The 12,469-nt window shown below is 71.5% G+C and carries 11 protein-coding genes; 7 read left to right on the forward strand and 4 right to left on the reverse strand.

All coding sequences use genetic code 11. From position 1 onward, the window contains the following. Nucleotides 1–51: 51 nt before the first annotated feature. Nucleotides 52–1,707: a protein kinase domain-containing protein gene (locus ACZ7HT_RS08265; protein WP_471161464.1), complete on the reverse strand. Its 1,656-nt coding sequence runs from the start codon at nt 1,705–1,707 to the stop codon at nt 52–54. Nucleotides 1,708–1,982: 275 nt separating this feature from the next. Between ACZ7HT_RS08265 and ACZ7HT_RS08270 the strand changes: the two genes are divergently transcribed. Further along, nucleotides 1,983–3,599 carry a protein kinase domain-containing protein gene (locus ACZ7HT_RS08270; RefSeq protein WP_471161467.1) on the forward strand — a complete coding sequence of 539 codons (1,617 nt, stop codon included), beginning with the start codon at nt 1,983–1,985 and terminating at the stop codon, nt 3,597–3,599. Nucleotides 3,600–3,619: 20 nt separating this feature from the next. Here ACZ7HT_RS08270 and ACZ7HT_RS08275 read toward each other — a convergent pair whose 3' ends face one another. From ACZ7HT_RS08275 to ACZ7HT_RS08285, 3 genes are all read right to left on the reverse strand, one after another. Further along, entirely contained in the window at nt 3,620–4,636 is a 1,017-nt protein-coding gene (locus ACZ7HT_RS08275; RefSeq protein ID WP_471161470.1) for a phosphotransferase, read from the reverse strand. 15 nt (nt 4,637–4,651) lie between these two features. Further along, nucleotides 4,652–5,089: a pyridoxamine 5'-phosphate oxidase family protein gene (locus ACZ7HT_RS08280; RefSeq protein WP_471161473.1), complete on the reverse strand. Its 438-nt coding sequence runs from the start codon at nt 5,087–5,089 to the stop codon at nt 4,652–4,654. A 94-nt stretch (nt 5,090–5,183) separates the two neighbouring features. Next, on the reverse strand, nt 5,184–5,843 hold the full coding sequence (locus tag ACZ7HT_RS08285; RefSeq protein WP_471161476.1) for a response regulator: 660 nt from the start codon (nt 5,841–5,843) through the stop codon (nt 5,184–5,186). A 339-nt stretch (nt 5,844–6,182) separates the two neighbouring features. Here ACZ7HT_RS08285 and pdhA point away from each other — a divergent pair, with 339 nt between their 5' ends. From pdhA to ACZ7HT_RS08315, 6 genes are all read left to right on the forward strand, one after another. Then, a complete protein-coding gene (gene pdhA / locus ACZ7HT_RS08290; protein WP_471161478.1) occupies nt 6,183–7,367 on the forward strand; it encodes a pyruvate dehydrogenase (acetyl-transferring) E1 component subunit alpha in 1,185 nt (394 codons plus the stop codon). Nucleotides 7,368–7,369: 2 nt separating this feature from the next. After that, nucleotides 7,370–8,350: an alpha-ketoacid dehydrogenase subunit beta gene (locus ACZ7HT_RS08295; protein ID WP_471161481.1), complete on the forward strand. Its 981-nt coding sequence runs from the start codon at nt 7,370–7,372 to the stop codon at nt 8,348–8,350. Nucleotides 8,351–8,360: 10 nt separating this feature from the next. Beyond that, entirely contained in the window at nt 8,361–9,770 is a 1,410-nt protein-coding gene (locus ACZ7HT_RS08300) for a dihydrolipoamide acetyltransferase family protein (protein ID WP_471161484.1), read from the forward strand. A 100-nt stretch (nt 9,771–9,870) separates the two neighbouring features. Then, nucleotides 9,871–10,395, forward strand: a complete 525-nt coding sequence (locus ACZ7HT_RS08305) for a hypothetical protein (RefSeq protein WP_471161487.1) — start codon at nt 9,871–9,873, stop codon at nt 10,393–10,395. Nucleotides 10,396–10,464: 69 nt separating this feature from the next. Then, a complete protein-coding gene (locus ACZ7HT_RS08310; RefSeq protein WP_471161490.1) occupies nt 10,465–11,139 on the forward strand; it encodes a GntR family transcriptional regulator in 675 nt (224 codons plus the stop codon). Next, complete coding sequence (locus tag ACZ7HT_RS08315; protein WP_471161493.1) at nt 11,136–12,431, forward strand: MFS transporter; 1,296 nt, start codon at nt 11,136–11,138, stop codon at nt 12,429–12,431. Before ACZ7HT_RS08310 ends, ACZ7HT_RS08315 begins: the two co-directional genes overlap by 4 nt. Nucleotides 12,432–12,469: the final 38 nt, after the last annotated feature.

Genomic DNA, 12,469 nt, shown 5'->3' on the forward strand with positions numbered 1-12,469 from the left:
CCGGGACGGGTGCAGGGGGTGTACGGCGAAGGAACGGGGAGGGAGCCGTGACTACTGCGGCGGATTGCCCGTCGAGATCTTGAGGGTGAACTCGGCGTCCTCGTTCGTGATGTCCTCGCCGGCCGGCGGGTACTGCTCCAGGACCGTGCCCTCGCCGTACGTGGACTCGTCCACCGGGGTCTGGGTCATGATCTTCCACCCGGCCGCGCGGACGCAGTCCTTCACCGACTGGATGTTCTTGTAGGTGAAGTTCGGGACCTCGAACTTGGACGGGTCGTCCTGCGACTCCGAAGGCTGCGTGCACTTCTTCATGTCGATGGTCTTGGTCAGGTCGGGGCCCTTGTGGCCGGGCGCCGCCGTCTGGCTCTGCTCCGTGCCGCCCGTGCCGCCCGCCTGCGGGTCCTGGGGGTCGTCCTTCATGTTGAGCACGGCCACCAGGCCGCCGATCGCGAGCAGCGCGACGGCGATCGCGCCGACGATGACCGGGGTGTTCCGGCGGGAGCCGGAGCCGCCGGCCGCGACAGGCGCGGGCGCCGGCATGGACATGGGCGCCGGGGCGGGCGTCGGGGCGTACGGCGAGGGGGCCGGGGTCTGGTACATCGGCGCGGGCGTCGGCGCCTGCTGCGGGTAGCCGTACGCCGGAGCGGGCGCGGGCGCCGGGGTCGCGGGGCCGTACGGGCCGGGCTGCGGCGTCGGCGGCAGGTAGGGCTGCTGTACGCCGTGCTGGGCCGGCGGCGGGGTCTGGCCGACGGGCGGGAAGACGGCCGAGCCGACGCCCGCGCCGCTGCTGACAGGACCGCCCTGGACGATCACGGGCGCACCGGTCTGGCCGGCCGAGAGGACCCGCAGGCACTCGTCGCGCATCGCCGCCGCGTTCGGGAACCGCTCGTTCGGGTTCTTCCGCAGCGCGCGGGCCACGAGCGCGTCCATCGCCGGGGTCACCGAGCGGTTGACGGAGGACGGGGCGACCGGCTCCTCCTGCACGTGCGCGTAGGCGATGGCGAGCGGCGAGTCGGCGTCGAAGGGGAGGCGGCCCGTCAGCAGCTGGAAGAGCATGATCCCGACCGAATAAAGGTCGGAGCGGGCGTCCACCGCGCGGCCGAGGGCCTGCTCGGGGGAGAGGTACTGGGGGGTGCCGACGACCATGCCGGTCTGCGTCATCGAGGTGACGCCGGACTGCATGGCCCGCGCGATGCCGAAGTCCATGACCTTGACGACGCCGCGCTTGGTCGTCATCACGTTGCCCGGCTTGATGTCACGGTGGACCAGGCCCATCTCGTGGCTGACCTCCAGGGCGGCCAGCACGTCGGCCGTGACCTTCAGCGCCTTGTCCGCGGGCATCGCTCCGTACTGCTGGACGTCCGCGGCGAGGACCGAGCCGAGCGGCTGCCCCTCCACGTACTCCATGACGATGTACGGCATGACGGCGCCGTCGAGGGTGTCCTCGCCGGTGTCGAAGACCGAGACGATGTTGGTGTGCGACAGCTTCGCGACGGCCTGCGCCTCGCGCCGGAACCGCTCGCGGAAGGACTGCTCGCGGCCGAGCTCCGTGTGCAGCGTCTTGATGGCGACCTGCCGGTCGAGGGCGCTGTCGTACGCCAGGTACACCGACGCCATGCCGCCCTCGCCGAGAAGGTCGCGCAGCTGGTACCGGCCGCCCGCGACCGAACCGCCCGCATAGCGGCCCTGTGCGCCGTCCTGGCTCATCTGTGCTTCCCCCTACGCGCGCGTGGCGGCGTTGATCCGGAATTTCCTGGCGCAAGTCTGCCGCAGGGCAGTGACACGTCAAGCCACGCCCCGGTTCGGTACCCGTTCCGTGACCCTCCGCACAGGAAGCGTTTCCGCACGGTCGGGGGAAACCGTCGAATTTGCACAGGTGTACGTCGAGGGGGTTGGATGGCCCGTCCATCTCGGACCGTGGTGTCGTACGGAGCCTGTAGCGTGACGACTGGACACGGCACGACAGACGACGGCGAGGACTGATGGCACCCGAATCCGGAGCAGGTAACGGTGTGCCGGACGCGTCGGCGGAATCGTGGGGCGAGGGCGGTGTCGTCGGCGACGGCCGCTACCGCCTGACGCACCGTCTGGGCCGGGGCGGCATGGCGGAGGTCTTCGCCGCCGAGGACGTGCGGCTCGGCCGCACGGTGGCCGTCAAGCTGCTGCGCGCCGATCTCGCCGAGGACCCGGTCTCCAAGGCCCGGTTCACGCGCGAGGCGCAGTCCGTCGCCGGGCTCAACCACCACGCCATCGTCGCCGTGTACGACTCCGGCGAGGACCTGGTGGCCGGCCGCCCCGTGCCGTACATCGTGATGGAGCTGGTCGAGGGCCGCACCATCCGCGACCTGCTGCTCAGCGCCGAGGCGCCCGGTCCCGAGCAGGCGCTCATCATCGTCTCCGGGGTCCTGGAGGCGCTGGCCTATTCGCACCAGCACGGCATCGTGCACCGCGACATCAAGCCGGCGAACGTGATCATCACGAACACCGGTGCGGTGAAGGTCATGGACTTCGGCATCGCGCGCGCCCTGCACGGCGCGCAGTCGACGATGACCCAGACCGGCATGGTCATGGGCACCCCGCAGTACCTCTCCCCCGAGCAGGCCCTCGGCAAGACCGTCGACCACCGCTCCGACCTGTACGCGACGGGCTGCCTGCTCTACGAACTCCTCGCGCTGCGTCCCCCGTTCACCGGCGAGACCCCGCTGTCCGTCGTGTACCAGCACGTCCAGGACGCGCCGATCCCGCCGTCCGATGTGACGGGGTCCGTGCCGCCGGAGCTCGACGGCCTGGTGATGCGTTCGCTCGCGAAGGACCCGGACGACCGGTTCCAGAGCGCCGAGGAGATGCGGGGGCTCATCCAGTACGCCCTCCAGATGCTCCATGAGCAGGGTGCTTACACCGGCGCGTGGAACACCGGGCCGGTCGAGATGTACGAGGGCGGGCACACCCCGGTCGGCGGCATGGCCGCGACGACCGCGATGGGCCACCCGATGCACGGCGAGACCGCGCAGAGCCCGATCCTTCCCCCGATGAACCCGCACGACGGCGGGTACAACGGCTACGACGGCGGTACGGGCGGCACCGGCGGCTACGGCCAGGACGGGTACGGCTCCCGGAACGGCGGCAACGGTGGCCGGGGCAAGGTCTGGCTGTTCGCCGCGCTCGCGCTGATCGCGGTCGTCGCGGGTGTCGTGTACGCGGTCAACGCGGCGAACGACAACGGCGGCAAGGTGGGGCCGACGACGAGCGTCAGCAACTCGCCGTCGACGGCCTCCGAAGAGCCCACCGCCACCGAGGAGCCCACCCAGGAGCCCACCGAGGACACGGGTACGACGACCGGCGGCGAGACGCAGCAGCCGTCGTACCCGCCGACGACGGAGGCGCCGACCGAGCCCACGGGCGAGCCGACGACCGAGCCGCCGACGAAGCCGACGACCGCGCCGCCGACCAAGCCCACGGACACGCCGACGGAGCCGACGGGCGAGCCGACGACCGAGCCCCCGACGGAGCCGACCGGCCAGCCGACCGACGACTCCTCCGGTGGCAACGGCAACCCGGACACCCCGCCGCCGGGCGGCGGGGGCGCCACGACCGGCTGACCCGGCTCCTTCGGGGAGCCTCAGCCGGCGAAGGCGTCGCGGACCGCCGCGTACTCACGCGTCCACCACACCGCCAGGGCCGACACTGCGGGGAACTGCGGGTCGGCCCTCCGGTCGTGCAGCTGGTAGCGCCAGCGCAGGGTCCAGAAGTCGTTCAGCCGCTCCCACCACACCCGGTGCGCCGCCGCCGCCAGCTCGGCGCGGTCGGCGCCCGTCGCCCGCCGGTACGCGCGCGCGTACGCCCGTACCTTCTCCAGGGCCAGCTCTCCCTCCGGCCGTACGAAGAAGATCGCGGCGGCCCTGACCGCCTCCTCGGCCCTGGGGCGGACCCCGAGCCGGTCCCAGTCGACGATCGCGGCCGGCTCCGCGCCCCGGTAGAGCAGGTTCAGCGGGTGGAAGTCGCCGTGCACCCAGCCGGCGGCCGAGGCGGGCGGCGGCCGGTGGTGGGCGTGCTGGGCGAGGAGCCTGCGGCGCTCCCTGAGGCGGTGCTCGGCGAGCGCGTCGAAACTGTCGCGGGGGCGGTGCGCGCGGGCGAGGCGGAGCAGCTCGTCGATGGCCCGGAAGGTGTCCTCGGGGCGGGCGCTCTCGTGGTCGCCGCCGGGCGGTGGGGACTCCATGACCTGCTCCAGGCAGGTGTGGACGCGGCCGAGGAGGGTGCCGAGGCGGCGGGAGCAGCCGGTGGACAGCTGGGCGCCGTCGCGGTGGCGGCCGTCGACCCAGGGGTGCAGGGCGTAGCAGTGGCCGCCGACGAGCGCGACCGTGCGGCCCCGGCTGTCGGGGAGCGGTGGCGCGACGGGCAGGCCGAGGGCGTGCAGGCGCTGGGTGGCCCGGTGCTGGCGCGTGATGGTGGCGCGGTCGGAGGTGGGGGCGTCCAGGTGCTGCTTGAGGAAGTACGCGCCGCGGGTGGTGGAGAGCCGGTAGCCGCGGTTGAGTAAGCCCTCGGTCACGGGGACGCAGGAGAGGGGCTCGCCGACGTCCGTGTAGCGGCGCAGGAGGGGGCGGATCGGCGGAGCGTGGGGTACAGATGAGCGCGGCACTCCGCAGATGTTAGATCACGCTGCGTGGTGGAGGGGTCGCTCGTCGGGGTTCCCGCTGTAGTCGAGTTCGTGGACCGTCACGAACTGCGGCTCGATCCGCATGAACACCGGGGTGAACGGCTCCCCGTCCACCCGTACGGGCTCGGGGCCGAACGCCGCCAGCTCCTCCGGCGTCGGCTCGACGATCTCCGCCGTGCCCGTGAACTGCACGGACCAGATCAGCTCGGCGCCGGACTCGGAGTTGTCCGCGCCGTACGCGACGACGCTGCCGTTGCAGGCGCGGTGGTAGCCGAGGCCCCGGTGCATCCGGAGCAGGACGCGGCCGTCGACCACGATGTGGCGGGCGGGGGCGACGAACGGCATGGCCCGCATGCTCGTCGCCACCCGGCCGTACGAGACGCGGCTGAGCAACTCGATGGCGCGGATCTCGTCGCGGATCTCGTCGGAGGACATGGTCTCCACTCTCCGCCACCGGCACCGTGCCGGAAAAGGGGCCCCTGCCCCGGTTCGACGGGGACGTAGGTCCCGAAAAACCCGGTCCAGGGCCTCAGCGCCGTTCGGCCTGCATCCTGGCCACGTACGCCGCCGCCTGCGAGCGGCGCTCCATGCCCAGCTTCGACAGCAGGCTGGAGACGTAGTTCTTGATGGTCTTCTCCGCGAGGTGGAGCCGCTCGCCGATGACCCGGTTGGTCAGGCCCTCGCCGATCAGGTCCAGGATCTTGCGCTCCTGTTCCGTCAGGTTGGCGAGCCTGTCGTCGCCCTTCGGGTTGTTGCCGTCGCGCAGCCGCTCCAGGACCCGGGCGGTGGCCACCGGGTCGAGCAGCGACCTGCCGGCCGCCACGTCCCGCACCGCGTTGAGGAGCTCGTTGCCCCGGATGGCCTTGAGGACGTACCCCGAGGCCCCGGCCATGATCGCGTCGAAGAGCGCCTCGTCGTCCGCGAACGAGGTCAGCATCAGGCATTTGATCGACTCGTCCTGGGAGCGGATCTCCCGGCAGACCTCGACCCCGCTTCCGTCGGGCAGCCGGACGTCGAGCACGGCGACGTCGGGGCGCGTCGCGGGGATCCTGACCAGCGCGTCCGCCGCCGTCCCGGCCTCGCCGACCACCTCGATGTCCTCCTCGACGGAGAGCAGCTCGTGGACGCCACGCCGCACGACTTCATGGTCGTCCAGCAGAAATACCGTGATTTTTCCTTGTTCGCGCACGCGGTCAGTCTCACATATTGGGTCTTCCGGCGCCCGGGGTGCGCGGGATAACGTGCCGGGTGTTCCGACGGCGTCGTCGGGCCGCTGTCCATGCTCTGACCAGGGATGAGTCCCCCCTTTTCTCGATTTACTTGGAAATCCAAGCAAAATCGCAGGTCAAGTGGGGTTTCGCGGGAATGCCGCGTAATGGGTAACGTGCCTATGACGGCGCACGCCGGGGCACCTTTCACGCCCGACTCCGGCCGCGTCGCACCCACCCCGTGCGAAGGTACGGACAAGGCGGAGCCGCACTGGCCTCACCGGCGAACCCGGGGGCCGGACCGACGGAGGAGCACGCACGTGACCGTGGAGAGCACTGCCGCGCGCAAGACGACGCGACGCAGCAGCGGCACCAAGCGCACCGCAAGCGCGAGCACGAGCACCACCAAGAAGGCAACGGCCGCCACGGCCTCGGAGCCCGAGCTCGTTCAGCTGCTGACGCCCGAAGGGGAGCGCGTCCAGCACCCCGAGTACGACATCGACCTGAGTGCCGAGGAACTGCGCGGTCTGTACCGCGACATGGTCCTCACCCGGCGCTTCGACGCCGAGGCGACCGCCCTGCAGCGCCAGGGCGAGCTGGGCCTGTGGGCCTCGCTGCTCGGCCAGGAGGCCGCCCAGATCGGTTCGGGCCGGGCCCTGCGCGATGACGACTACGTCTTCCCGACCTACCGCGAGCACGGCGTCGCCTGGTGCCGCGGGGTCGACCCGACGAACCTGCTGGGCATGTTCCGCGGTGTGAACAACGGCGGCTGGGACCCCAACAGCAACAACTTCCACCTGTACACGATCGTCCTCGGCTCGCAGACCCTGCACGCCACCGGCTACGCCATGGGCATCGCCAAGGACGGCGCGGACTCCGCCGTGCTCGCGTACTTCGGTGACGGCGCCTCCAGCCAGGGCGACGTCAACGAGTCGTTCGTCTTCTCCGCGGTCTACAACGCCCCGGTCGTGTTCTTCTGCCAGAACAACCAGTGGGCCATTTCCGAGCCCATCGAGAAGCAGACGCGCGTCCCGCTCTACCAGCGCGCCCTCGGCTTCGGCTTCCCCGGCGTCCGCGTCGACGGCAACGACGTCCTCGCCTGCCTGGCCGTGACCCGGTCGGCCCTGGAGCGCGCCCGCCGCGGCGAGGGCCCGACGCTCATCGAGGCGTTCACCTACCGCATGGCCGCCCACACCACCTCCGACGACCCGACCCGCTACCGCCGCGACGCGGAGCGCGAGGCCTGGGAGGCCAAGGACCCGATCCTGCGGCTCAAGGCGTACCTGGAGAACGAGGGCCACGCCGACGCGGCCTTCTTCGAGGAGCTGGAGGCGGAGAGCGAGACCCTCGGCAAGCACGTCCGCGAGGTCGTCCGCGCCATGCCCGTCCCGGACCACATGGCGATGTTCGACAACGTGTACGCGGACGGGCACGCGCTCGTCGACGAGGAGCGCGCGCAGTACGCCGCCTACCAGGCGTCCTTCGAGGGCGGAGAGGCCGAGTAATCATGGCTGTTCAGAAGCTTCCCCTGGCCAAGGCGCTCAACGAGTCGCTGCGCAAGGCCCTGGAGACCGACCCCAAGGTCGTCATCATGGGCCTGGACGTCGGCAAGCTCGGCGGTGTCTTCCGGATCACCGACGGCCTGCAGAAGGACTTCGGCGAGGACCGCGTCGTCGACACCCCGCTCGCCGAGTCCGGCATCGTCGGCACCGCGATCGGCCTCGCGCTGCGCGGCTACCGGCCCGTCGTAGAGATCCAGTTCGACGGCTTCGTCTTCCCCGCGTACGACCAGATCGTCACGCAGCTGGCCAAGATGCGGGCCCGCTCGCTCGGCGCCGTGAAGATGCCGGTCGTCATCCGCATCCCGTACGGCGGTGGCATCGGCGCCGTCGAGCACCACTCCGAGTCCCCCGAGTCGCTTTTCGCGCACGTCGCGGGCCTCAAGGTCGTCACCCCGGCGAACTCCTCCGACGCCTACTGGATGCTCCAGCAGGCCATCCAGAGCGACGACCCGGTCATCTTCTTCGAGCCCAAGCGCCGCTACTGGGACAAGGGCGAGGTCGACACCGAGGCCATCCCCGGCGAGTTGCACAAGGCCCGGGTCGCCCGCGAGGGCAAGGACCTCACCCTCGTCGCCTACGGCCCGATGGTGAAGACCTGCCTGGAGGCGGCCGCGGCCGCCGCCGAGGAGGGCAAGTCGATCGAGGTCGTGGACCTGCGCTCGATCTCCCCGCTCGACTTCGACACCATCCAGGCCTCGGTCGAGAAGACCCGCCGCCTGGTCGTCGTCCACGAGGCGCCGGTGTTCTTCGGCTCCGGCGCGGAGATCGCCGCCCGGATCACCGAGCGCTGCTTCTACCACCTGGAAGCCCCCGTCCTGCGGGTCGGCGGCTACCACGCGCCGTACCCGCCGGCGCGCCTGGAGGAGGAGTACCTGCCGGGCCTGGACCGCGTGCTCGACGCCGTCGACCGCTCGCTGGCGTACTGAGGAGAGCACGATGACGATCCGCGAATTCAAGATGCCCGACGTGGGCGAGGGCCTCACCGAGGCCGAGATCCTCAAGTGGTACGTCCAGCCCGGTGACACCGTCACCGACGGGCAGGTCGTGATCGAGGTCGAGACGGCCAAGGCCGCCGTCGAGCTTCCGATCCCCTTCGACGGGACGGTCCACGAGCTTCTCTTCCCCGAGGGCACCACGGTCGACGTCGGCCAGGTCATCATCTCGGTGAACGTCGGCGGCGGTGCCGAGCCCGAGGCGCCGGCCGCCCCGGCCGTGGCTGCCGCCCCCGCGCAGGAGACGGCCCCCGCCCCGGCCGCCGAGGCCGAGCCGGAGGGCCGCCAGCCGGTCCTCGTCGGCTACGGCGTGGCCGCGTCCTCCACCAAGCGGCGCGCCCGCAAGACGACGGCGGCCGAGCCGGTCTCCGTACCGGCGGCCCCGGCGGCCCCGGTGGTCCCGGAGCAGCTGAACGGCCACGGTCCCGAGGCCGGCCGCCCGCTGGCCAAGCCGCCGGTGCGCAAGCTGGCCAAGGACCTCGGTGTCGACCTGGCGACGGTCACCCCGACCGGCCCGGACGGGATCATCACCCGCGAGGACGTCCACGCGGCGGCGGCTCCGGCCGTCGAGGCCCCGGCGCCCGTGGCCGCTCCGGCCCCGGCCGCCGCGCCCGCCCCGGTGGCGGCCCAGGCGCCCGCCGTGGCGTCGGACGCCCGGGAGACCCGTATCCCCATCAAGGGCGTACGGAAGGCCACGGCGGCGGCGATGGTCGGGTCGGCCTTCACCGCCCCGCACGTCACCGAGTTCGTGACCTTCGACATCACGCGCACGATGAAGCTGGTCGAGGAGCTCAAGTCCGACAAGGACATGGCGGGCCTGCGGGTCAACCCGCTCCTCCTCATCGCCAAGGCCGTCCTGGTCGCGGCCAAGCGCAACCCGGACATCAACGCGGCCTGGGACGAGGCGGCGCAGGAGATCGTCCTCAAGCACTTCGTGAACCTGGGCATCGCCGCGGCCACCCCGCGCGGTCTGATCGTGCCGAACATCAAGGACGCGCACGCCCAGACGCTGCCCGAGCTCTCGAAGTCCCTGAGCGAGCTCGTCGCCACCGCCCGCGAGGGCAAGACGACCCCGGCGGCGATGCAGGGCGGCACCTTCACCATCACCAACGTCGGCGTCTTCGGCGTCGACACCGGTACGCCGATCCTCAACCCGGGCGAGTCCGCGATCCTCGCGGTCGGTGCGATCAAGCTCCAGCCGTGGGTCCACAAGGGCAAGGTGAAGCCGCGCCAGGTCACCACGCTGGCCCTCTCCTTCGACCACCGCCTGGTCGACGGCGAGCTCGGCTCCAAGTTCCTCGCGGACGTCGCCGCGATCCTGGAGAACCCGAAGAGGCTCATCACCTGGGCGTGACGTCCGAGTTGCGCTGTTTCACGTGAAACACCCGGCCGGGGATGACATCACTCCCGGCCGGGTGTTCCCTTGTACCGGACACCACGAGCGAGGGGGGATCGTGACGGAGTTTCTGGGGCCTCTGGAGCTGGTAGGGGACCGGTGGGTGATCGGTGATCCCAAGCGTCAGGGAGGCATGTGCCTGGTCCTGACGGAGCCGGGTCTGGAGCATTGCGCGAACGGCGTGGCCGAGCCGCTCGAGGTCGTGCCCTGGTCCCGGGTCATGGAGCTGGGCATCCGCACGACCTACCGGGCCTGGATGGCCACGCGCGGCGGGACGGCGCTCGCATGGGCCTCCCAGTCGAACGCCATCGACATGGGTCGCGACGCCTGTTCCGTGCACGCCCTCGTGCGGCATCCGTACGAGGACTGGTTCGCGCGCTACAGCCACCACCAGCGCGCCTACACGGGTGCGCACGTCTACCTGGTGGAGGAGCTCATCCGGGCGGTCTCCCAGGCGAAACAACTGCACCGGCTGGGCGATCCGCGGTGGCTCGGCGCGGTCGTCGAGCAGGTGGCGCCCCTGCCGCAGCGACGGTCCTCGGTGCGGGCGATACGCGAGATCGTCGAGGACGCCCGCGTCTGAAACCCGCAGCCCCTTCCACATCGTGGACGGGGCTGCCTGTTGCACCCCTCTCGTATCTATGCTGTGCGCATGCCATCAGCGCCAGCCGGCCCCGCCACCCTGCCCACCAAGCAGCCCCCCGCCGCCGACCGTGTCTACATGCACGTCAAGCAGGCCGTACTCGACCGGCGTTACGAGGGAGGCACCCTCCTCACCGAGGGCGAACTCGCCCAGGCCGTCGGGGTGTCCAGGACGCCCGTCCGCGAGGCGCTGCTCAAGCTGGAGATGGAAGGGCTGCTCAAGCTCTACCCGAAGAAGGGCGCCCTCGTCCTCGCCGTCTCCGCGCAGGAGATCGCCGACGTCGTCGAGACCCGGCTGCTCGTCGAGGAGTTCGCCGTCCACCGCGCCGTGCCCGCGCCCCCCGCGCTCGTCGCCCGCCTCGAAGAACTCCTGGAGGAGCAGAAGCGGCGCGCCGAAGCAGGCGACCTCGCCGAGGTCGCCGTCACCGACCGCTGCTTCCACGCCGAGATCGTCCGGCACGCCGGCAACCAGATCCTCTCCCGCCTCTACGACCAGCTCCGCGACCGCCAGCTGCGCATGGGCGTCGCCGTGATGCAGTCCCAGCCCGACCGCGTCGCCAAGAACATCGCCGAACACGCCGAGATCCTCGACCGCATCAAGGCCGGCGACGTCGAAGGCGCCGCGCACTGCGTCCGCCAGCACCTCAGCTGGGTCAAGGTCCTCGTCCGGGGTGAGGCCCGATGAGCCCGGTCAGCCTCCCCGACGATCCGCCCGGCGGCCGCCGCGCCGCCCTCGTCTGGGGCGTCGGCGTCGCCGTCTACTTCGTCGCCGTCATCTTCCGTACGTCCCTGGGCGTCGCCGGACTCGACGCCGCCGAGCGCTTCGACGTCAACGCCTCGGCGCTCTCCACCTTCTCCATCCTCCAGCTGCTCGTCTACGCGGGCATGCAGATACCCGTCGGCCTCATGGTCGACCGCCTCGGCACCAAGAAGGTCCTGGCCCTCGGCGTCGTCCTCTTCACCCTCGGCCAGCTGGGCTTCGCGCTCTCCCCCTCGTACGGCACCGCGCTCGCCTCCCGCGCCCTCCTCGGCTGCGGCGACGCCATGACCTTCATCAGCGTCCTGCGGCTCGGCAGCCGCTGGTTCCCCGCCCGCCGCGGCCCGCTCATCGGCCAGGTCGCCGCCTTCTTCGGCATGGCCGGCAACCTCGTCTCCACCGTCTTCATCGCCCGCGCCCTGCACGGCCTCGGCTGGACGACCACCTTCGTCGGCAGCTCCCTCGCCGGCGTCGTCGTCCTCGTCCTGCTGCTGCTCTTCCTCAAGGACCACCCCGAGGGGTACGAGCCGGAGCCGGCCCGGCACGCGGGCGCCGCCTTCGTCCGCCGCCAGATCGCCGAGTCCTGGCGCGAGCCCGGCACCCGGCTCGGCATGTGGGTGCACTTCACCACCCAGTTCCCCGCCATGGTGTTCCTGCTGCTCTGGGGCATGCCGTTCCTCGTCCAGGCGCAGGGCCTCTCCCGGTCCACCGCCGGGACGCTGCTCACCCTGGTCGTCCTGTCGAACATGGTCGTCGGCCTCGCGTACGGGCAGATCGTCGCCCGCCACCACGAGGCCCGCGCCCCGCTCGTCCTCGGTACGGTCGCGGCCACCGCCCTGCTGTGGGGGACGACCCTCGCGTACCCCGGCGACCACGCGCCGATGTGGCTGCTCGTCACCCTCTGCCTGGTCCTCGGCGCCTGCGGACCCGCCTCGATGATCGGCTTCGACTTCGCCCGCCCCGCCAACCCGCCCGAGCGCCAGGGCACCGCCTCCGGCATCGTCAACATGGGCGGATTCATCGCCTCGATGACGACGCTGCTCGCCGTCGGCGTGCTGCTCGACGCGACCGGCGACGACTACCGCATCGCGTTCTCGTCGGTCTTCGTCCTGGAGGCCCTCGGCGTCGTCCAGATCCTGCGCCTCAAGGCCCGCACCCACCGCAGGGAACGGGAACGGCTCGTCGCCAGCCGCGTGGAGGCCGTGCACGTACCCGTATAGAGAGCGCCGGGATCTGTCGGGACGTCACCGCGCCCCGT

Source organism: Streptomyces sp. NPDC037410 (genome assembly GCF_055602235.1).